At 70.6% G+C, this 20607-nt stretch carries 18 protein-coding genes; 6 read left to right on the top strand and 12 right to left on the bottom strand.

All coding sequences use genetic code 11. From position 1 onward, the window contains the following. Nucleotides 1–109: 109 nt before the first annotated feature. On the bottom strand, nt 110–1384 hold the full coding sequence (locus tag LUX31_RS28520) for an ATP-binding protein (RefSeq protein WP_235478176.1): 1275 nt from the start codon (nt 1382–1384) through the stop codon (nt 110–112). Nucleotides 1385–1560: 176 nt separating this feature from the next. Then, nucleotides 1561–2238, bottom strand: a complete 678-nt coding sequence (locus LUX31_RS28515) for a response regulator transcription factor (protein ID WP_235478175.1) — start codon at nt 2236–2238, stop codon at nt 1561–1563. Nucleotides 2239–2574: 336 nt separating this feature from the next. Here LUX31_RS28515 and LUX31_RS28510 point away from each other — a divergent pair, with 336 nt between their 5' ends. The 3 genes from LUX31_RS28510 (at nt 2575) to LUX31_RS28500 (ending at nt 4616) form a co-directional block, all read left to right on the top strand. Further along, nucleotides 2575–4056: an oligopeptide:H+ symporter gene (locus tag LUX31_RS28510; RefSeq protein WP_235478174.1), complete on the top strand. Its 1482-nt coding sequence runs from the start codon at nt 2575–2577 to the stop codon at nt 4054–4056. A 237-nt stretch (nt 4057–4293) separates the two neighbouring features. Beyond that, nucleotides 4294–4452, top strand: coding sequence for a hypothetical protein (locus LUX31_RS28505; RefSeq protein ID WP_235478173.1), 159 nt, complete (start codon nt 4294–4296; stop codon nt 4450–4452). After that, nucleotides 4449–4616 carry a hypothetical protein gene (locus tag LUX31_RS28500; protein WP_235478172.1) on the top strand — a complete coding sequence of 56 codons (168 nt, stop codon included), beginning with the start codon at nt 4449–4451 and terminating at the stop codon, nt 4614–4616. The genes LUX31_RS28505 and LUX31_RS28500 overlap by 4 nt, the downstream gene beginning before the upstream one ends. A gap of 74 nt (nt 4617–4690) precedes the next feature. On the opposite strand, the gene LUX31_RS28495 is transcribed toward LUX31_RS28500, so the two are convergent. The 6 genes from LUX31_RS28495 to LUX31_RS28470 form a co-directional block, all read right to left on the bottom strand. Then, on the bottom strand, nt 4691–5950 hold the full coding sequence (locus LUX31_RS28495; RefSeq protein ID WP_443046078.1) for a hypothetical protein: 1260 nt from the start codon (nt 5948–5950) through the stop codon (nt 4691–4693). A gap of 44 nt (nt 5951–5994) precedes the next feature. Continuing rightward, nucleotides 5995–7098 (bottom strand): hypothetical protein, encoded by a 1104-nt coding sequence (locus LUX31_RS28490; protein ID WP_443046008.1) that lies wholly within the window; start codon nt 7096–7098, stop codon nt 5995–5997. After that, nucleotides 7095–7949, bottom strand: a complete 855-nt coding sequence (locus LUX31_RS28485; RefSeq protein ID WP_235478171.1) for a hypothetical protein — start codon at nt 7947–7949, stop codon at nt 7095–7097. The genes LUX31_RS28490 and LUX31_RS28485 overlap by 4 nt, the downstream gene beginning before the upstream one ends. Nucleotides 7950–7979: 30 nt before the next feature. Beyond that, nucleotides 7980–8744, bottom strand: coding sequence for an LPXTG cell wall anchor domain-containing protein (locus tag LUX31_RS28480; protein ID WP_235478170.1), 765 nt, complete (start codon nt 8742–8744; stop codon nt 7980–7982). A gap of 169 nt (nt 8745–8913) precedes the next feature. Next, the gene (locus tag LUX31_RS28475; protein ID WP_235478169.1) at nt 8914–9399 is read right to left on the bottom strand and encodes an ATP-binding protein; all 486 of its coding nucleotides are present in this window, start codon (nt 9397–9399) and stop codon (nt 8914–8916) included. Nucleotides 9400–9590: 191 nt separating this feature from the next. Then, nucleotides 9591–9977: an STAS domain-containing protein gene (locus LUX31_RS28470; protein ID WP_235478168.1), complete on the bottom strand. Its 387-nt coding sequence runs from the start codon at nt 9975–9977 to the stop codon at nt 9591–9593. Nucleotides 9978–10246: 269 nt separating this feature from the next. Between LUX31_RS28470 and LUX31_RS28465 the strand changes: the two genes are divergently transcribed. Next, nucleotides 10247–11173 (top strand): RNA polymerase sigma factor SigF, encoded by a 927-nt coding sequence (locus tag LUX31_RS28465; protein WP_235480091.1) that lies wholly within the window; start codon nt 10247–10249, stop codon nt 11171–11173. Nucleotides 11174–11319: 146 nt separating this feature from the next. Further along, nucleotides 11320–12915 (top strand): RICIN domain-containing protein, encoded by a 1596-nt coding sequence (locus LUX31_RS28460; RefSeq protein ID WP_235478167.1) that lies wholly within the window; start codon nt 11320–11322, stop codon nt 12913–12915. Between the two features lie 366 nt (nt 12916–13281). On the opposite strand, the gene hutI is transcribed toward LUX31_RS28460, so the two are convergent. From hutI to hutU, 4 genes are all read right to left on the bottom strand, one after another. Beyond that, nucleotides 13282–14538: an imidazolonepropionase gene (gene hutI, locus LUX31_RS28455; protein WP_235478166.1), complete on the bottom strand. Its 1257-nt coding sequence runs from the start codon at nt 14536–14538 to the stop codon at nt 13282–13284. Between the two features lie 50 nt (nt 14539–14588). After that, the gene (locus LUX31_RS28450) at nt 14589–15935 is read right to left on the bottom strand and encodes a formimidoylglutamate deiminase (RefSeq protein WP_235478165.1); all 1347 of its coding nucleotides are present in this window, start codon (nt 15933–15935) and stop codon (nt 14589–14591) included. After that, entirely contained in the window at nt 15932–17143 is a 1212-nt protein-coding gene (locus tag LUX31_RS28445; protein ID WP_235478164.1) for an allantoate amidohydrolase, read from the bottom strand. Before LUX31_RS28445 ends, LUX31_RS28450 begins: the two co-directional genes overlap by 4 nt. A gap of 182 nt (nt 17144–17325) precedes the next feature. Continuing rightward, a complete protein-coding gene (gene hutU / locus LUX31_RS28440; protein WP_235478163.1) occupies nt 17326–18990 on the bottom strand; it encodes a urocanate hydratase in 1665 nt (554 codons plus the stop codon). Between the two features lie 115 nt (nt 18991–19105). Here hutU and LUX31_RS28435 point away from each other — a divergent pair, with 115 nt between their 5' ends. Then, entirely contained in the window at nt 19106–20518 is a 1413-nt protein-coding gene (locus LUX31_RS28435; RefSeq protein WP_235478162.1) for a diaminopimelate decarboxylase, read from the top strand. Nucleotides 20519–20607: the final 89 nt, after the last annotated feature.

Below are 20607 nucleotides of genomic sequence, written 5' to 3'. Positions count from 1 at the left end.
TAAAGACGGCAGCGGGTGGGCTGAGCGGGTTCGGTTCGGTGCCGCGCCGTCGTGGCTCGTCGCGCAGTTCCCCGCGCCCCTTAGGGGCGCGCCCCCTGGTCCTTGCCTGTTAGCGCACCGTGCGCTCCTCCTCGCCGTCCTGTGGCTTCTTCAGGGGGGTTCGGGAGAGGAAGAGGCCGAAGATCGGGGGCTGCTGTTGGAGGAGTTCCAGGCGGCCTGCGTCGGCCTCTGCCAGGTCTCGGGCTACTGCCAGGCCGATGCCTGTGGAGTTGCGGCCGCTGATGGCTCGCTCGAAGATCCGGGCTCCTAGGTCGGCGGGGACGCCGGCGCCCTCGTCTGTGACCTCGATCACGGCCTGGTTGCCGATGACGCGGGTGCGTAGGGCGACCGTGCCGCCGCCGTGCATGAGGGAGTTCTCGATCAGGGCGGCCAGTACCTGGGCGACCGCTCCCGGGGTGCCCACCGCCTGCAGATGCCGCTTGCCCGAGCTGACTATGGCCCGGCCCGCGCTGCGGTAGGCGGGGCGCCACTCGGCTAGCTGCTGCTGGATGACCTCGTCGAGGTCGAAGGAGACGGCGGAGCCGGTACGCGGGTCGCGGGCGTTGGTCAGCAGCCGTTCGACGACGTCCGTGAGGCGTTCGACCTGCGTGAGCGCGATCGTGGCCTCCTCCTTCACCGTGTCCGGGTCGTCGGTGAGGGTGATCTCCTCCAGGCGCATGGAGAGGGCTGTGAGGGGGGTGCGGAGCTGGTGCGAGGCGTCGGCGGCCAAGCGGCGTTCCGCCGTGAGCATTCGGGCGATGCGTTCCGCCGAGCCGTCCAGTACATCCGCGACCCGGTCCAGCTCCGGGACGCCGTACCGCTTGTGCCGGGGGCGCGGGTCGCCCGAGCCGAGGCGTTCGGCGGTCTCGGCGAGGTCGGTGAGCGGTGAGGCGAGGCGGTTGGCCTGCCGTACGGCGAGCAGGACGGCCGCGATGACCGCCAGGAGCGCTACGGCGCCGATGATCAGCAGGGTGCGGCCGACCTCACGGGTCACGGAGGAACGGGGTTCCTCGACCCGGACGGTCTCACCCTCCTCCCCGTCCTCCTCGGCCGAGATGACGTCCCCTACGGGCTTGTCCCCGACCTCGATCGCCGCGCGCCCGGGGATGCGTACAACGGCGTACCGGTCCCCGGTGACCAGGCCGCCGAGCACCTTGGAGTTGATCTGCTCGTCCCCGAGAATCCGACTGTCCACAATGCTGGCCAGCCGCACAGCCTCGGAATCCACCCGCTCCTGCGCACTGGCACTGATCGTCCGCGTCTCGACGATGACCAGGGACACCCCGAAGACGGCGATCACTACGAGCACGACAGCGAGGGTGGACTGGATAAGGCGACGACGCACGGCCCCTCCGGGCGATGGCTGACGGACGACGGGCGGTGCGCTGCGAGACCGCCCTGGGCGCCCCGCAGGGGCGCTCCAGGGGCGCGGGGAACTGCGCGATCAGCCCCCACCGGCCGCCAGCCGCGCGCCAAGCACAACCCCCACGGCGTTACGCGCGTCCAGCTCCGCCAAGTCTGCTAACTCTTCTCGAAACGGAAACCGACACCCCGTACCGTCGCGATGTACCGAGGGTTCGCCGCATCATCGCCCAGCTTCTTCCGCAGCCAGGAGATATGCATGTCGAGCGTCTTGGTCGACGACCACCACGTCGTGTCCCACACCTCACGCATCAGCTGGTCGCGGGTCACCACCCGCCCAGCGTCACGCACCAGCACCCGCAGCAGGTCGAACTCCTTCGCCGTGAGCTGGAGCTCCTCCTCACCCATCCACGCCCGGTGCGACTCGACGTCGATCCGCACGCCGTGCGTGGCGGGCGGCTGCTGCGGCTCGGCGGCGCCGCGCCGGAGCAGGGCCCGGACACGGGCGAGCAGTTCGGCGAGCCGGAAGGGCTTGGTGACGTAGTCGTCGGCGCCCGCGTCGAGGCCGACGACGGTGTCCACCTCGTCGGCGCGCGCGGTCAGGATGAGGATCGGGACGGTCAGTCCCTCGGCACGCAGCCGGCGGGCCACTTCGAGGCCGTCCATACCGGGCAGTCCCAGGTCGAGAACGACCAGGTCGATACCGCCCTGGACGCCGGCGTCGAGCGCGGTCGGGCCGTCCTCGCGGACCTCGACCTCGTAACCTTCCCGGCGCAGTGCGCGGGCCAGCGGCTCCGAGATGGACGCGTCGTCCTCAGCGAGCAGTACACGGGTCATGAACTGATGGTAGACCGCCCTGGACGCCGTCTGGGGTGTGACCAGGCGTTCTTGATTCTTACCTTCGGACACCAGGACGAGAGCGCCCGGGGCGGCGCGGGCGGTGCCCGCCGCACCCCCACCCGCAAACCTGTGCCTCTGCGATGAGATCCTGTCTCTTACCTTCGAATAAGCGACTGTTGCGTACCCATCACCTGTGATCCGTATCTCAAGTCCTTTTATTTACCACAGTGAACTGTCGTATGGTGACTGGAGCTCTTAACGGCACCTGAGGACCTTTGGCGAGTTTTCTGCCGAAGGTCTTTTTTCGTGCGCCCCGACAGCAAGGAACGACCCATGGCGTCCAGCCTGACGAAGGATTCCCCCGTCTCCGAACGGTCCTTCTTCGGCCACCCCCGCGGACTGGCCACACTCTTCATGACCGAGATGTGGGAGAGGTTCTCCTACTACGGCATGCGGGCACTGCTCCCCCTGTACCTGATCGCCCCGAGCGGCCTGCACCTCAGTGCGACGGCCGCGACCGCGATCGGCTCCGTCTACGTCTCGCTCGTCTATCTGCTCGCCCTGCCGGGCGGCTGGTTCGGCGACCGGGTCTGGGGCCCCCGCAAGACCGTCGCCGTGGCCGGCGGCATCATCATGCTCGGCCATCTGACGCTGGCCCTGCCGACAGCGGGCACCTTCTACGCGGGCCTCGGGCTCGTCGCGATCGGCTCGGGTCTGCTGAAGGCCAACATCTCCACCATGGTCGGCCACCTGTACGACGGCCCGGACGACCCGCGCCGCGACGGCGGCTTCACCGTCTTCTACATGGGCATCAACGCGGGCGCGTTCGCCGCGCCGCTGGTGATCGGCACGATCGGCGAGAAGGTCAACTGGCATCTCGGCTTCGCCCTCGCCGCGCTCGGCATGGCCCTCGGCCTCGCCCAGTTCCTGCTGGGCAGCCGGCACCTGGACGCGCGCTCCAGCGTCGTCCCGACCCCGCTGTCCGCCGCGGAGAAGTCCGCGACGCTGCGCAAGGCGGCGGTCTGGGCGGGCATCGCGGCCGTGTTCTACGCGTTCGTCGGCTTCTCCGGCCACTACACGCTGAACTGGGTCATGGTCCCGCTGATCCTGCTCGGGCTGATCGTCCCGGTGGTCGTGCTGGCCCGCATCAAGCGCGACAAGGACCTGAACAAGGCCGAGCAGTCGTCGATGTCGGCGTACATCTGGTTCTTCGTCGCCGCCGCCGTCTTCTGGATGATCTACGACCAGGGCGCCACGACCCTGTCGATCTTCGCCGACGGCAAGGCCGAGAACACGGTCTTCGGCTGGGAGTTCCCGGTCTCCTGGTACCAGTCGGTGAACCCGGTGCTGATCATGGCGTTGGCGCCGGTCTTCGCCTGGTTCTGGCTGGCGCTGAACCGGATGGGCAAGGAGCCGAGCACGATCGTGAAGTTCGCGTCGGGCCTGGTCCTGGTCGGTGTCTCGTTCTTCCTCTTCCTGGCGCCGCTGTCGATCGCCGGGGACGGTCACAAGGCGGCGGCGATGTGGATCGTGGCGATCTACTTCGTCCAGACGGTCGGCGAACTGACCCTCTCCCCGGTCGGCCTGTCGGTCACGACGAAGATGGCCCCGGCGAAGTACGCCTCCCAGATGATGGGCGTCTGGTTCCTGGCGGTCACGGCGGGCGACGCTACGACCGGCCTCCTCTCGGTCGCGGGCGTCAACCTCGACCGTATGGGCGTGGTGGCCCTGGAGGCCGTGCTCGCGGTGGTCGCGGGCGCGGCGGTGTGGTCGTACCGCGGCAAGGTCAAGCGGCTGATGGGCAGTATCAGCTGATGAGCGGTGTGGGCTAAGGGTCAACTGACGGTATTCGCAGGTTGGTTGCAGGCCACCGGGGCCGCCGTGTGCTGATGGGCACGGCGGCCCCGGCCGTTCGGGGCGTACGGGAATTCAGCCGCCGCCGAACGTGTCAACCCGGCCCTGTCCGCGACGTTTTCGCCCGGTTCAGGCGTCATGCTCGTGGCACAGCCACAGCCACAGGCCGGTAGCGCCCCACCTGAGGAGTGAACCCGTATGACGACGACCACCCTCCCCCAGCTCCCCCACCGCGCGCCCACCGCTCAGCACGTCACCCCTCCCCCCGCTCCCTCCCGCCTTCCCGGAGTCTGGGCCGCGCCGACCCCCGAGGTGCTGCGCTCGCTGGAGGCAGCGCTCACCCGGTGGTCGTCGTGACGACGGTGCCCGCCGCCGGGCCGGAGGCAGCGCCCTGCGATGTGTGCGAGGCGCTGGCCGCGCAGCGGGACGCGGCGCGGGAGGCCGGGCGTACCGATGAAGTCGGCGACTGCGAACGGGAGTTGAGGGAGCACGGTCTCCACGGGCTGGGATGCTCGCCATGACCCGACAGGACCCCGCCCCTCCGGTGACAACACACTCCGGGGCGGGGTCCTGACCATGTCGTAGCCGCCGCGGCTCAGCGCAGGCGCCGGCGCCCCGGCATGAACGTGAACACCGCCACGCCCAGCAGTACCGCCGTACCGGCCACCAGGCCGAGCGCCTTCAGGGCGCCGTTGTTCTCCGCGCCCGTGTTCGCGAGGCCGCCGCTGGTCGACGTACCGCCGGAGCCGGACGTCGTACCGCCCGACGTCGACGAACCGCCGGACGCTCCGCTCGCCTGTTCCTCCGTGTCCAGGGTCAGGGAGACCATCGTCGTGGTCGGGGTGCAAGTGGTCGTCGTGCCGAGGGCGTTCACCGTCAACACGCCTGGTGCCAGGGTCGATTCACCAGTCGCGCCCGGCTTGTAGGTGCCCGTCATGTCTGAGATCGTCATCGCGTCGCCGGTCTTGATCGGCTCCGTGTTGGCCGGGCCCTCGACATGGACCGTGCCCGTGTCGGACCCGCCCAGGACAACCTCCATGGACGGCTTCACCGAGTCCGCCGGGAGGTCCGCCGGACTGTCCATCACGGAGCCCTTGAACTGGACCGTGATGTCGTAACTCCCGCCGTTCTTCTTGGCGTTGATCTGAATGGGGGAGGTCACTTCCTTGTCACCGATGGGCGTCACGCACTTGTACGGGACCTGCACGAGTTTCCCGGTGAAGTCCGTCTGGCCACCGTCCGACGGGGTCGAACTCGGGCTCGGGGACCCGGAGTCGGTCGGCGTGGGTGAGGGCGACGGTGACGTCGATGTCGTCGGGGTCGGGGTCGGGGTCGGTGAACCGCCGTCCCCCGCCGTCACCTTGATCGTGACCGACGGCTGGACCGTCTCCGTCGGCGCGCACTTCGTGTCCGTCCCGAAGGCGTTGATCGTGTAGGCGTCCGGCGTCAGCGTCACGTCCCCGGCCGTCGTCAGTTTCACCTTGCCCTTCATGTCGGACAGGACCATCGCCCCGCCCTTGGGGATCGCCGGGTTCTCACGCGGGCCCACCATCGCGATGTCGGCACTCTGCGCGCCGCCCGCCTTCAACACCCCGCTGGGCTGGACCGAGTTGGCGGGCAGGTCGATCAGGTCGGGGTTCTTGGACGCGGCCTGGGTGAACTTCCAGACCACGTCCACCTCGTCGCCCACCTTGGCCGTCACGGGCGCGGTGATCTCCACCTTGGTCGTGCCGTTGACGGGGTCAAGGCCTGAGGCCGCCGGCGGCACGCACTTGGTCGCGTACGACACCTCGGCCGCCTGGGCGGGCCCCGCCGCGGCCATGCCCAGCAGGACACCGCCCGCTCCGCCGAGCAGCAACAGGGCTCCTGCCGCACTCGCGCTCCGTCTCCGTTGCGTTCTCACGTGTTCCCCTTCGAGTTCGTCGTGTTCATCGCGTTCGTCGTCGGAGTGCCCGTAGTGCTCGTGCCGGGATCGGCGTCCGGGGTGAACCACGGCAGGGTTGAAGAAGCGCCCACAGGTGGGGAGTTACCGTCCCGCTCGCCCACCTTCGGCATACGCAGGGTCAGTTCGGGCAACCGAAGCCTTCGCGGCCCCCGGCCACTGTCACGACGTACCGCCTGCTGCCCGCGCGGCCGTACCCGGTCCACCACCGCCATCCCGACGCGGAACAGCGCCGCCGGTACGACGACTCCGGCCAGGACCCAGAACAGGGTCACGCCCCACGGCCGGCCCACGCCCCAGGGCTGTTCGGCGAGGACCTTGCCGTCGTACTTCAGCGAGACCGAGTAGTCGCCGTGCGCCCCGCTCGCCAGGGAGACCGGCAGCTCGACGCGTGCCTTCCCACCCGGCGGGATCGTGCCCTGCCACTGCTGCTCGTCCCACTGCGGGGCGAACACCCCGTGGGAGGTGCCGACTTGGAAGACCGGGTCCTTGACGGCCGCCGTACCGAGGTTGCCGACGGTGAGGACGAGGGTGCGGGTGGGCGGCGCCCCGAACCAGGTCAGCAGCCCGCTCGAACCGTCGAGCCGGGGGTCCGTGAGGACCGAGAGACGTCCGGTGCCGTCCGATTCGGGCAGCGGCTCGGCCGGGTGGCCCGCCACCTGGAACACCGCGTCGGACGCCGTGTCGGACGACCCGGTCACCGTCGCCACATGCACCACGCACGGGCACGGCACCGGCGGTTCGACCACCGGCAGGATCTGGCTGAAGGCGCCCTGCGTGTCCGTGGTGACGGCTCTTCCGTCCGCGTTGGCACAGGAGTTGGTGCCGCCGACCACTCCCCGGGACGGGCTGGACCGGCCGCAGATCAGCATCATCAGCAGCGCCTTCCGGGGCCAGCCGGTCCCGGTCACGATGATCGAACCCCCGGTCCCCGCCTGTGACTTGGAGACCTTGACGGTCGGCCCGTCGGCAGCGGCAGCGGTCGTGGGCAGTAGAGACACGGGGAAGAGGAAGGCGAGCGCCAGCGCCGCCGCGACCAGTGCGGGAATCCGCCGCTTCACTTCATCGCCCCCGTCAGCTCCTCCGCCAACTCCTCACGTGCGCACGGCTGTTCGTCGCTGCTCCGGCGGCGCCCGTGCCGTCGTACGGCCATCAGGGCCCCGCCCGCCACCAGCGCCCCCGCGCCTCCCGCCACCCCGCCCCACGGCACGAACCTCACCGACGTGCCCGCCTCGGCGCGTACCGTCCCGTCGGCCGCCGTGACCGTCAGGCGTACGTCGACCACGTCGAACTCGGGTTGCCCGGGCCAGGGTTCGGTCAGGGCGACGCGCTCGCCCGGGGGCAGGCGTACGGGGAGGGTGCGTGCGGGCCGGTCGAGGAGGGGGCCGAGGACACCGTCCGCGCGGACGGTGAGCGTCGGGGTCAGGTCGGTGGTGCCGCGGTTGACCAGCTCGTACGCGATGCGGTCACCGCGTACCCGCACGTGCTCGACGGTCAGCGCGGGCAACCGGGGTCCCCCGACCCGGAGTCGGACGCGTACCGTCTCGGTCCGGCCCGAGGCGCGGGCGGTGATCGTGGCGGTGCGGTCGCCGGGAGGCGTGCCGTCGGGGATGCGTACCGTGAAGGGCACGTCGGCGCGGGTGCGGGCGGGGACGTCGACCTCGGGGGCGGCGAGGGTGAGCCAACTGCCGCCGGACAGCCGGACATTGAGGATCCGGTCCGTCGGGTTGCGGACGGAGAGCGTGTCCTGGAGGACCGTCCCGGGGGTGCCCTCGGCGTAGAAGTAGGGCCGGTCGGTGCCCAGGGGCGCGGCGGACCAGCCGTCCTGCCCCTCGTCGGCCGCCGCTGTGGACGACGTGGCCCACAACAGCGGGGCGACGAGGCAGAAGGAGAGACAGAGGACGGCACGCATCGGCGGCTCCCGTGGTCGACTGGCCGTGCCTCAGCGGCGTACTGCCCGCTCGTCCCGTACGGTCTGGTTCCTGCGCGTCAGCCACAGCGCGCCCGCCGCGCCCATCAGCAGGACCGTGCCGCCGAGGGTGCCGAGCGCGATCATCGAGTCCTCGGGGCCGGTCTGCGGGAGTTCGGCACCGGCGTCCGAACCGCCGCCACCGTCCGTACCGCCGGTGCTGCTCGTACCGCCGGTGCTGCCGCCCGTACTGCCGCCGTCCGAGGCGCCCGTGACGTCGAGCGTCAGGGACGGGCCCGGGTTGTTGGTGGGCGTGCACGTGGTGGTCGTACCGAGGGCCTTGATGGTGAGGACGCCGGCCGTGAAGGTGACCTTGCCGTTCTTCGACGGTTTGTACGTGCCGCTCAAGTCACTGATCTTTATGGGGGTGTTGGCGGGTACCGCCTCGGCGTTCGCGGGGCCGCTGACGCTCAGCGTGCCGCTGTCCGCGCCGCCCAGCTTGATCGTGGCGCTCGGGTTCATCGCGCCCTTGCCCAGCTCCACCGGGCTGGACGAGACGCCCTTCTGCCAGGACATCGTGACCTTGTAGCCGCCGTCGCTCTCCACCGCCTTGATGTCGATGGGCGACAGGGCGCTCTTGTCGCCGATCGGCGTCTTGCACTGGTAGTTGACGTCCACGACCTCGGCGCGGGCGGCGGGGGCGGCCAGCAGCACCGCCGATCCGGCCAGGGCCGCGACGGACGCGAGCGCGGCGCTTCGTTTCGGGTGCGTGCTGCGGCATGTCCGGTGGTACGACATCGTCGTCCCCCATTCCTGGCGGTCCTGTCAGCATTTCTGACGGCACATCAGATCGCGGATCGGCCGTCAAGGTACGCCGGGGGACTGAGAGAAGGAAGACACAGCGCACACCGGATCGGCGGGAAATCGACCGGAACCCGGCGGTGCTTTGCCGCCACATCGGCGGGAACTACGCCGGAGCGCCCAGCTCCGCCCACACCTTCTTGCCCGCGACACCGGGGGTCCGTACGACTCCCCAGTCCAGGCACAGCCGCTGCACGATGAACATGCCGTGGCCGCCCGGGCGGCCTGCTCTGTGCGGGGTGCGCGGGGCGGGCTGGCCCGTGCCCCGGTCGGCGACCTCGACGCGGATCACCTTGTTGTCGCAGGTGATCCACATCTCGTCCGGGCCCTCGGCGTGCAGGCAGGCGTTGGTGACGAGTTCGGAGACGACGAGCAGTACGTCCTCGGCGGCGGCGCGCCGGTCGGCGGTCGCGGCGGGCAGCCAGCCCCACGCGTACAGCGCCTGCCGGGCGAAGTCCCGGGCGAGCGGAACGACACCGCTCTCGTCGCCGAAACTCAGGCTGCGGGTCTGCCGACCCCCGGAAGCGCCGCTGGACTCGGGGGACTCCGGGGATTCCGGAGAGCCCGGCGAGTCGGGCCGGGTGGTGCTCATCAGCGCTTCACCTCACCGATTCACCAGTTCACGTACACGGTCGTCATTGCACACTGTTCATTACGCGCGCGCTTGTGCGCATATTCAGGATGTCTCCTGCCCGGCGGAACCGACAGAACACCCCCCGAACGCGGCGCGCTCGACAGCCCGCCCGGCCGACCCGGAAGACTCGGCCAGGAGGACCGGGAAGGCTAGGTGGACTCGGGAGGTTCGTCGGCCAGGGCGTCGGCGAGCGATTCGTGCACGGTGAACACCGCGTCCGCGCCCGTGATCTCGAACACCCGTGCGACAACCGGCTGCATTCCGGCCAGGTGCACCCCGCCGCCGGCGGCCTCCGCCTTCAGGCGGGCGCCGAGCAGCACATTGAGGCCGGTGGAGTCACAGAACTCCAGCCGCGCGCAGTCGACGACCAGCCGCGCGAGACCCTTCGCGAGGCAGTCCTCAAGCGGTTCACGCAACAGATCGGCGGTGTGGTGATCCAGCTCACCCGCCGGAGTCACGACGGCGCTGGAACCCTCCCGCCGCACCTCGACCAGTAGCCGGCCAGACTGTGCGCTGCCGACCGTCCCGCGGTCCATGCCGTCTCTCTCCCGAGGTCGTGGCTGTTCGCCGGCGCCCACTCGCGCCCGCTGACGTCCTCGAACACTACGCCTTCCTCACACTCTCCGACACCTGAACTAACGCCCATATTCGGACATATGGGCATGGAACGCACTTGCGGCGGGCTCGGGAAACCGGGTAGGGCTAGATACACGTACCCGACACGGCCGGCATTGGAGGCGCCGCACACCGCACGTGCACACGCACCGGCTTCGGCAGCCTCATGCCGAGAACCATGGAGGACACCATGTCACCCCGGCTCGACGCATCGCATACCCAGAGGGCGACGTCGACACCCCCTCCGGAACACACGGACTCCCACCAGCTCCACCAGGACCCGCTCATTCCGGGCCCACGCGTTCCGGACGCCCTGGACGGGCTCCCCGAGATCCCGCCGTACGACGAGGTGGGTGCGGTCGACGCGCGGGCCCTGTCCAAGACCCTCTTCGCGCGGCTGGAGTCCCTGGAAGAGGGGACGCACGACTACGCGTACGTCCGCAACACCCTCGTCGAGCTCAACCTCGCGCTGGTCAAGTTCGCCGCCTCCCGCTTCCGTTCGCGCAGCGAACCGATGGAGGACATCATCCAGGTCGGCACCATCGGCCTGATCAAGGCGATCGACCGCTTCGAGCTGAGCCGCGGCGTCGAGTTCCCGACCTTCGCGATGCCGACGATCGTCGGCGAGATCAAGCGCTTCTTCCGCGACACGTCGTGGTCGGTGCGCGTACCTCGCAGGCTCCAGGAACTCCGGCTCGACCTGGCCCGCGCCGGCGACGAACTGGCCCAGCAGCTCGACCGCGCCCCCACCGTGGGCGAGCTGGCCGACCGCCTCGACCTCTCCAAGGACGAGGTGGTGGAGGGCATGGCGGCCTCGAACGCCTACACCGCCAGCTCACTTGACGCCCAGCCCGAGGAGGACGACTCCGAGGGTGCCCTCGCCGACCGCATCGGGTACGAGGACCACGGCATCGAAGGCATCGAGTACGTCGAGTCGTTGAAGCCGCTGATCGCCGAACTCCCGCCCAGGGACCGGCAGATCCTCTCGCTGCGGTTCGTCGCCAACATGACCCAGTCGGAGATCGGCGAGGAGCTGGGCATCTCGCAGATGCACGTGTCACGGCTGCTGTCGCGGACGCTGCACCGGCTGCGGAAGGGCCTGACGATCGAGGGCTGACGTCCTCTTTGCGGGAGAGGTTTCCGGTTACCCGCGGAAACCTCTCCTCGTCTTTTCCCAAAGGCCCCCTGCGTCACCGTGACCGCCTGCAAACTGGCTGGGATGTCAGAAGCAGGACGGGATCGGGGGTCCAAGGAGGCGAATTGATGTCCCAGGACATCAATGGCACGAGTGACACCAGTGGCTACGGGTCGAACGGGGTGTACGCGGGCACGTCCGACGCACGCCTCACCGAGTTGCTGCGCACCAACTCTCCCACCGCGTACCCGGCGTTACAGGAAATCCGTGCCCGCCACCGCGCGTCCGTACTCGTCTACGCCCGCCTGTGCACGACGAGCGACTCCGCAGCACGGCAGTTGGTAGCCGAAGCGTTCACGACAGCGGCCCAGGACACGGCCCGCGGTACCGAGCCGGGCGTGCCGTGGCGCCACCGACTCCTGCTGCTGACCGCAGAGTTGGCCTCGATCTGGGCAACGGACGAACGGGCGGCGGGCCTCGACGCGAACCTGCTCCTCGTCCTGAACACACTGAACGCGGCGGGCGGAGTCATCCCGACCCCGCCCATGCTGGCCCCGTTCCAGTCGCTCCCGTCCCGCGCCCAGGGCCTCATCTGGTACGGCGTCCTGGAGCGGGAGGGCGAGGAACGGACCGCCGATTTCCTCGGCCTGACACGCAAGGACGTGACGCCCGGGACGGAGTCGGCGCTCCAGGCGCTGAGCACGGCCTGTCTGCGGTCCCGGCTGGCCGCCTCCGACGACCCGCGCTGCCAGGACTTCCGCCGGCTGATCGAGGAGTCGGTCCGCCCCGTCAGCCCCCGCCACAGCTCGGACCTGCGCGCCCACATGACCCACTGCCCGCACTGCACGACGGCCTATGAGGAACTCTCCGCCCTCCGCGACACCCCGCGCACGGTCCTGGCAGAGGGGCTGTTGCCATGGAGCGGCACGATGTACGCGAGGGACACGCCGGCGAGCCCGTACGCCGACCCCCTTTCCTCGGACGCCAGGTGGCCCTGGTCACCGCCGCCCCGGCCGCCCCGGCCGTCCCGGCGGCGCCTCGTGCTGGCCTCGGCGGTACTGGGGGTGACGCTGGTACCGCTGCTGATGGCGCTGCTGTCGTCGGGCGACGGCTCGTCGAGTCCCCAGGACGTGACGGGCACGCTCCCGGTCACCACCACTCCGAACCGGCCCGAGGTGACGGTGACGGCAACGGTCTCTTCCTCGCCGTCGGCCGCCAGGTCTCCGTCCCCGCCGCCGACTTCACGTCCGCCGACCACTCCGGCCTCGCCCCCGAAGCCAACGCCCACACCCACACCCACACCGGTGTTCCGGGCGCCGGGAGCCACGTTCACTCAGGTGGTGAACGTCGCCTCGGGCCGCTGCCTGGACATCAGGGACGGTGTACTGGAGAAGGGCACGGACGTCTTCACGGCGCCCTGCTCCGCATCGGCCAGGACCCAACGCTGGCGTGTGGACGCCGACTTGAGGGTGCTGCAGTCGGCCGCCGACACCGACTTCTGTCTGGACAGCCGGGGTGATCTGGACCGGGGCGTCGGGATCTGGGAGTGCTCGGCGGTGAACAGCGACAACGGCGACAACCTGCGCTTCGACGTGAGCGACGACGGCGTGATCCGCTCGGCGATCGCCCTCTCGACGGCGCTCACCCCGGACGGCGACGGCGAGTTGGCCCTCGTACCGCTGACGGGTGGGTCGGGGCAGCGGTGGCGGGCGGGGGCAGCCTGAAAGGTCCCCGCGATTCACTCCGCTGCACGAGTCAGCAGTGAACGGCCGCCGCACGGCTGCTCGTCGTCTTCGCCGCCGACGTCCGGCACCCGCCCGCGGACCTCGTACAGCCGCTCAACGAGGTGGGGAACCATGTCTCGTCGACCTACCCGGACCTCTACGGCCTCCGCGACTACGGCTGAAGAACCGCTCGCCCCTCCGGGGGACCGACGGCTCCGTCGGACCCCGGCCAGCCGGTGCCGCTGCCTGATGAAGGCGGGCAGCGCGGACCGGATCACGGAGTTCGACACAGGGACGTTCCGTGACCTCTGGCGCCCCCCGAAGAGCCGGTACGGCCTCTGACCAGCCGCTTTCAGACCAACTGCGTCAGCTCACCGGTACGCCCCGCCGCCACACCCCGCTGACCAGCGGGACCCCCGGCCGGTAGGCCAGGTGTACGTGGCTCGGGGCGTCCAGGAGCGTCAGGTCGGCGTACGCCCCGGGCGTGAGGCGGCCGATGTCGTCGCGGCGGAGGGCTCGCGCGCCCCCCGCCGTGGCGGACCAGACCGCCTCGTCCGGGGTCATGCCCATGTCCCGTACCGCCAGGGCGATGCAGAAGGGCACGGAGGAGGTGAAGGAGGAGCCGGGGTTGCAGTCCGTGGAGAGCGCGACCGTGACGCCCGCGTCGAGGAGCCTGCGGGCGTCCGGCCACTGGGCGCGGGTCGAGAACTCGGCGCCGGGCAGCAGGGTCGCGACCGTGTCGCCGTTCGCGAGGGCGTCCACGTCGGCGTCGGTGAGGTGGGTGCAGTGGTCGGCGCTGGCGGCGTCGAGTTCGACGGCGAGCTGCACGCCGGGGCCGTACGAGAGCTGGTTGGCGTGGACGCGCGGGTGCAGCCCCTTCGCCTGGCCCGCCGTGAGGATCGCGCGGGCCTGGTCGCCGTCGAAGGCGCCCTTCTCGCAGAAGACGTCGACCCAACGGGCGTACGGGGCACAGGCGTCGAGCATCTCGCCGGTGACCAGGGCGACATAGGCGGCCGGGTCGTCGGCGTAGTCCGGGGACACGATGTGGGCGCCGAGGTAGGTGACCTCGTCGGTGTGGGCGGCGGCGATACGCAGGGCGCGGGCCTCGTCCTCGACGGTCAGGCCGTACCCCGACTTGGTCTCGAAGGTCGTCGTGCCCTGCCGGAGCGCCTCGCGGAGGTAACGGGTGAGGTTGGCCTCCAGTTCCGCGTCGGTGGCGGCGCGGGTGGCGGCGACGGTCGTACGGATTCCGCCCGCCGTGTAGCTCCGCCCGGACATGCGGGCGTTGAACTCCTGTGTCCGGTCGCCCGCGAAGACGAGGTGGGAGTGGGAGTCGACGAAGCCCGGGAGGACGGCCCTGCCACCGGCGTCGACCCGATTGTCAGTGGTGGGTGCTTTGCTGTTCTCACCGGTCCAGACGACGCGGTCGCCTTCGATGACGACGGCCGCGTCCTGGATCAGTCCCAGGGGGGATCCGTCGCCGAGAGAGGGGTCGTTGGTGACCAGGCTGCCGATGTTCGTGATGACGGTCGTCGTGCCGGTGGTGGTGTCGGTCGTGCTGCCGATAGCGCTGTTCGTCCGGTTCGGGCTGCTCGGACTGCTCGGCGTGCTGGTGCTGTTCATGGCGTCCTCGTGGGTGGCGGGGGTGCGTACGGGAGGGGCGCGTACGGGGGTCAGGCGCGCAGGGCTTCTACAGCTGCCGCAAGCGCCTGCGGCACCTCTGGTACGAGGGTGTGCGCCCCGTCGCGCACGACGTGCCGGCCGCCCACGACCGTATGGCGCACATCCGCTGCCGACGCTGCGAATACAGCCGTCTCCGCGCCCAGCCGAGGCACCGGTCCCGCAGTTCTGACCGAGTCGAGCGCGATCGTCGTGAAGTCGGCGAGCGCCCCGGCTTCCAGGGTGCCCGCGTCCTCCCAGCCGAGGGCCGCGTGACCGTCGGCGGAGGCGGCCCGGAGCAGGGCTGCCGCCGTCCAGTGACCCCGAGTGCGGGTGCGCAGGCGCTCGTTCAGCTCCATGGCGCGGGCCTCTTCGAGCAGGTCGATGACGGCGTGGCTGTCGGAGCCGAGGGAGAGCGGTGAGCCCGCGCGCTGGAGGGCGACGGCGGGGCCGATGCCGTCGGCGAGGTCGCGTTCGGTGGTGGGGCACATGCAGGTGCCGGTGCCGCTGTGGCCGAGGAGCGCGATGTCCTCGTCGGTGAGGTGGGTGTTGTGGACGCCGGTGGTGCGGGGGCCGAGGACCCCGTGGTCGGCGAGGAGCCGGGTGGGCGTGCAGCCGTGGGCGGCGAGGCAGGCGTCGTTCTCGGCCGTCTGCTCGGAGAGGTGGACGTGAAGGGGGGCCCGGCGTTCCTCGGCCCAGCGGGCCACGGTCGCCAACTGACCGGCGGGCACGGCCCGTACGGAGTGGATGGCGGCGCCGATCCGCGCGTGATCCCGTTCCTTGAGAACTGAACAGCGTTCCGCCCAGGCGTCGGCGGTGCCGTCGGAGAAGCGGAGCTGGTGGCGGTTGGGGGCCTGTCCGAAGCCAGCGGACAGATAGGCGGTGTCGAGGAGGGTGATGCGGACACCGGCGTCGGCGGCGGCTTCGACGAGGGCCTCGCCCATGGCGTTCGGGTCGGCGTACGGGGTGCCGCCCGGGGCGTGGTGGACGTAGTGGAACTCGCCGACGGCGGTGATGCCGGCGAGGGCCATCTCGGCGTACACGGCACGCGCGAGGGCGTGATAGGTGTCCGGGGTCAGCTTGTCGGCGAAGGAGTACATGACCTCGCGCCAGGTCCAGAAGGTGCCGCTGCCGACCTGGACGGTGCCGCGCAGGGCGCGGTGAAAGGCGTGGCTGTGGGCGTTGGCGAGGCCGGGGAGGGTGAGCCCACGCAGGATCTCGGCGCCGGGGGGCGGGGCGTCGACTCCCGTACGAACAGCCGCAATCCGACCGTCCTCGACCTCCAGGGCGACGCCCGGCTCGACGTTGGTGTCGAGCCAGGCGTGCTCCAGCCAGTACGTCCGTGCTTGGGGGTGGGTCACGTGCAGGCCAGCCCTTCCAGTACGTCGGCGAGTGCGGTCACCCCGGCCACGCAGTCGTCCTCGGCGGCGTACTCCGCCGGGGAGTGCGAGATGCCCGTGGGGTTGCGCACGAACAGCATGGCGGTCGGGATGCTCCCGGAGAGAATCCCGGCGTCGTGTCCGGCACCGGTGCCGAGGACGGGGACGGTGAGGGCTGTGTCCGCTCCGTCCCTGCCGAGGATGCGGGCGAGTTCGTCGCGCAGGGCGTGGTCGAACTCGACGACGGGGGTGAACGACTCCCGGACGACGTCGAGCTCGACGCCGTGGGCCTCGGCGTACTCGCGGGCGGCGTTCTCAACACCGGAGACGACGGTGTCGAGGGCCTTCTGGTCGGCGGCGCGGGAGTCGAGCCAGCCGCGTACGAGGGAGGGGATGGCGTTGACGCCGTTGGGCTCGACGGAGATCTTCCCGAAGGTGGCGACAGCACCGGCGAGTTCGGCCTCGCGGCGGGCGGCGAGGACAGTCTCGGCGTACGACAGCATGGGGTCGCGCCGGTCGACGAGCCGTGTCGTACCGGCGTGATTGGCCTCGCCCCGGAAGTCGAACCGCCAGCGCCCGTGCGGCCAGATGGCACTGGCGATGCCGACCCGGTCGCCGCTCAGATCGAGCGCCCGCCCCTGCTCGACGTGCAGCTCGACGAAGGCGCCGATACGAGCGAGGCGCTCGGGGTCGGGCCCGATGGTGTCCGGGTCGTAGCCGGCGGCCTCCATGGCCCGGGGCAGCGTGATCCCCTCCCCGTCGGTCAGCAGCCGAGCCTGCTCGACGGTGACGGCCCCGGCTGTGAGCCGCGACCCGACACAGGCGAGCCCGAACCGGGCACCTTCCTCGTCCCCGAAGTTGACGATGGCGAGGGGCTTGCTGAACTGCGCCCCGCGCGCGCGAAGCTCATCGAGAGCGGCAAAGGAGGAGACAACACCCAGGGGCCCGTCAAAGGCCCCACCATCAGGCACGGAGTCAAGATGCGACCCGGTGACAACGGCATCCCCCCCAGCGGGATCCCCGAGCCAGGCCCACTGATTCCCGTTCCGGTCAACCTCGTACGACAGCCCCCGGGACTCGGCCTGCTCCTTGAACCAGGCCCGACACTCGAGATCGATCCCGGTCCAGGCGTAACGGCGATAGCCACGGGAGTCGGGGTGACGACCGAGGGGGGCGAGGTCGCGCCACATCGCGTGAAAGGAGGCGCCAGTCGGCCCGCCACCAGGCTGTGGGCAGGCGTTCCGCAGGGCGATGGGGGTCCCCCCGCTCGAACGAAGTTGAGAGTGGGGGAGGGTGGGCACAGCCGAACCGGCAGTCGGCGACGAACCGCCCGCCCCCACCGAAGAGTTGCCGTCCCCGACCGAAGAACCCCTCACGCGTCGTCCCCCTCACGCATAGGCACCCGCACACCCCGCTCATCGGCAACCGTCTCCGCGATGTCGTACCCGGCATCCACATGCCGGATGACACCCATCCCGGGGTCATTCGTCAGCACCCGGCGGATCTTCTCCCCCGCCAGCTTCGTGCCGTCCGCCACGGACACCTGCCCGGCGTGGATGGAGCGGCCCATGCCGACCCCGCCCCCGTGGTGGATGGAGACCCACGACGCGCCCGAGGCAACGTTCACCATCGCGTTCAGCAGCGGCCAGTCGGCGATCGCGTCGGAGCCGTCGAGCATCGCCTCGGTCTCCCGGTAGGGAGACGCGACGGACCCGCAGTCCAGGTGGTCGCGGCCGATCGCCAGCGGTGCCGCCAGCTCACCGCTCGCCACCATGTCGTTGAAGCGCTCGCCGGCCTTGTCCCGCTCGCCGTAGCCGAGCCAGCAGATCCGGGCCGGGAGGCCCTGGAAGTGGACCCGCTCACCGGCCATCTTGATCCAGCGGTGCAGGGAGTCGTTCTCCGGGAACAGCTCCAGCATCGCCTTGTCCGTCTTCGCGATGTCGGACGCCTCGCCCGACAGGGCCGCCCAGCGGAAGGGGCCCTTGCCCTCGCAGAAGAGGGGGCGGATGTACGCCGGGACGAAGCCCGGGAAGGCGAACGCCCGCTCGTATCCGGCGAGTTGGGCCTCGCCCCGGATCGAGTTGCCGTAGTCGAAGACCTCGGCGCCGGCGTCCATGAAGCCGACCATCGCCTCGACGTGCCGGGCCATGGACTCGCGGGCCCGGGTCGTGAAGCCGGCCGGGTCCTTCGCCGCGGCGGACGCCATGTCGTCGAAGTCGACGCCGACGGGGAGGTAGGCCAGCGGGTCGTGGGCCGAGGTCTGGTCGGTGACGATGTCGATGGGCGCGCTTTCGGCGAGCATGCGCGGGAGCAGCTCGGCCGCGTTGCCGAGCAGGCCGATGGAGAGCGGGCGGCGGGCGTCACGGGCCTCGACCGCGAGCTGGAGGGCGTGCTCCAGGGAGTCGGCCTTCACGTCGAGGTACCGGTGTTCGATGCGGCGCTCGATGGCACGCGGGTCGACGTCGATACAGATCGCGACGCCGTCGTTCATCGTCACGGCGAGCGGCTGGGCGCCGCCCATCCCGCCGAGGCCGGCGGTGAGGGTGATCGTCCCGGCGAGGGTGCCGCCGAACTTCTTGGCTGCGACGGCGGCGAAGGTCTCGTAGGTGCCCTGGAGGATGCCTTGGGTGCCGATGTAGATCCACGAACCGGCCGTCATCTGCCCGTACATGGTCAGGCCGAGGGCCTCCAGGCGGCGGAACTCCTCCCAGTTGGCCCAGTCGCCGACCAGGTTGGAGTTGGCGATCAGGACGCGCGGGGCCCACTCGTGGGTCTGCATGACACCGACCGGGCGGCCCGACTGGACGAGCATCGTCTCGTCCTGCTTCAGGGTCCGCAGGGTGCGGACCATGGCGTCGAAGGAGCGCCAGTCACGGGCGGCCTTGCCGGTGCCGCCGTAGACGACGAGCTTGTCGGGGTGTTCGGCGACCTCGGGGTCCAGGTTGTTCTGGAGCATCCGGAGGGCGGCCTCCTGCTGCCATCCCAGGGCACTCAGTTCCGTACCGCGCGGGGCTCGTACGGGGCGGGGTCCTGACATGGTCTGCCTCCCAGCGGACTGTTGCAGTGGATATTCATATCCTGACTTCATGAATAGAACTAGTCAATACATTCCCGCGCCGTCATGTGCCCGCCCCGGATGTTTCGCTTGACGCATGGACACGGACATCGACACCACGGGGGACACTGTGGACCACAACGGGGCCGTTCGGACCAACCGCCGGGACGAGGCCGTACGCGCCGCCGTGGAGCAGGGACTGCTCCGCGCCGACGCACCCATCGTCGGACTCCTCGACGTCACCGGCATCCGCGAGTCCGCCGCCGAGCTGCGCGCCGCCTTCGACGCGGTCGTGGCGCCCGGCACACCCGTGCTGCACGCCTTCGCGGTGAAGGCGACCCCGCTGGTGCCCGTACTGCGGTTGCTGCGCGAGGAGGGCATCGGGGCCGAGGTGGCGAGTCCGGGAGAGCTGGCGCTGGCGCGGGCGGCCGGGGTGGCGCCGTCCCGGACGGTGCTGGACTCGCCCGCGAAGACGCCCGCCGAACTGCGCGAGGCGCTGGCGCTGGGCATCGCCGTGAACGCCGACAACCCGCAGGAGCTGGACCGTCTCGACGCGCTGATGCGGTCCGCGACCAGCCGGTCCCCCATCGGGATCAGGGTGAATCCGCAGATCGGCGGAGGGTCGATCGGGGCCACGTCCACCGCCACCGCGACCTCGAAGTTCGGGGTCGCGTTGCTGGACGAGGGGGCGCGCGAGTGGATCGTGGGGGCGTACGCCGAGCGCCCGTGGCTGACCAGGCTGCATGCGCACACGGGGTCGCAGGGCATCCCGCTGGCGCTGATGGTGCGGGGCATCGCGGAGACGTACGCGCTGGCCGAGGAGATCAACCGGCGGGTCGGGCGGCGGCAGATCGACACGATCGACATCGGCGGCGGACTGCCGGTCAACTTCGCGTCGGACGCGACGAGCCCGACGTACGCGCAGTACGCCCGGCTGCTGAGCGAGGAGGTGCCGGGGCTGTTCGGCGGGCGGTACGGGCTGGTGACCGAATTCGGGCGGTCGCTGCTGGCCAAGCACGGCACGGTGGTGGCGCGGGTCGAGTACGCGAAGAGCGCCGGCGGGCGGCCGGTCGCGGTCACGCACGCGGGCGTACAGGTCGCGACGCGGACGGTGTACGCGCCGGGGTCGTGGCCGCTGAGGATCGCCGCGTACGACGGGAAGGGGCGGCCGAAGGCAGGACCGGAGGTCGTGCAGGACGTGGCCGGACCTGCCTGTTTCTCGGGGGACCTGCTCGCCGAGGGGCGTGCGCTGCCGCTGCTCGAACAGGGCGACTACGCGGCGGCGCTGGACACGGGCGCGTACTATTTCGCGCACCACTACGCCTACAACTCCCTCGCCCGGCCCGGGATCTACGGCTTCGTGCCGAGCGGGAGCGGGGACGGGGACGTCGTCTTCGCGGTCGTACGGGAGCCGCAGACCGTCGCCGAGATCGTGGCCGAATCCGGTGGGGCGCACGTCTCCGCGCTCACCACCCTCCCCGCAACCGCCTCCCCCCATGCACGCCCTTGACGGACTTCGGGGAACATGCAGGTCAACTGCCGTGAAAACAGGGCCAGTCGACCAACCTTAGTCATCCAGCGCATGTTCCACTGGAAAAT

It is taken from the genome of Streptomyces sp. GQFP, from assembly GCF_021545335.1.
Taxonomy (GTDB): Bacteria; Actinomycetota; Actinomycetes; order Streptomycetales; family Streptomycetaceae; genus Streptomyces.
This window is presented reverse-complemented; position numbering and strand designations above follow the sequence as displayed.

Coding starts and splice junctions, on each gene's coding strand:
- LUX31_RS28510 (WP_235478174.1), top strand. CDS start 2,575: ATGGCGTCCAGCCTGACGAAGGATTCCCCCGTCTCCGAACGGTCCTTC.
- LUX31_RS28465 (WP_235480091.1), top strand. CDS start 10,247: ATGTCACCCCGGCTCGACGCATCGCATACCCAGAGGGCGACGTCGACA.
- LUX31_RS28480 (WP_235478170.1), bottom strand. CDS start 8,744: ATGTCGTACCACCGGACATGCCGCAGCACGCACCCGAAACGAAGCGCC.
- LUX31_RS28435 (WP_235478162.1), top strand. CDS start 19,106: ATGGACACGGACATCGACACCACGGGGGACACTGTGGACCACAACGGG.
- LUX31_RS28505 (WP_235478173.1), top strand. CDS start 4,294: ATGACGACGACCACCCTCCCCCAGCTCCCCCACCGCGCGCCCACCGCT.
- LUX31_RS28445 (WP_235478164.1), bottom strand. CDS start 17,143: ATGTGGCGCGACCTCGCCCCCCTCGGTCGTCACCCCGACTCCCGTGGC.
- hutU (WP_235478163.1), bottom strand. CDS start 18,990: ATGTCAGGACCCCGCCCCGTACGAGCCCCGCGCGGTACGGAACTGAGT.
- LUX31_RS28470 (WP_235478168.1), bottom strand. CDS start 9,977: ATGGACCGCGGGACGGTCGGCAGCGCACAGTCTGGCCGGCTACTGGTC.
- LUX31_RS28515 (WP_235478175.1), bottom strand. CDS start 2,238: ATGACCCGTGTACTGCTCGCTGAGGACGACGCGTCCATCTCGGAGCCG.
- LUX31_RS28485 (WP_235478171.1), bottom strand. CDS start 7,949: ATGCGTGCCGTCCTCTGTCTCTCCTTCTGCCTCGTCGCCCCGCTGTTG.
- hutI (WP_235478166.1), bottom strand. CDS start 14,538: ATGAACAGCACCAGCACGCCGAGCAGTCCGAGCAGCCCGAACCGGACG.
- LUX31_RS28460 (WP_235478167.1), top strand. CDS start 11,320: ATGTCCCAGGACATCAATGGCACGAGTGACACCAGTGGCTACGGGTCG.
- LUX31_RS28475 (WP_235478169.1), bottom strand. CDS start 9,399: ATGAGCACCACCCGGCCCGACTCGCCGGGCTCTCCGGAATCCCCGGAG.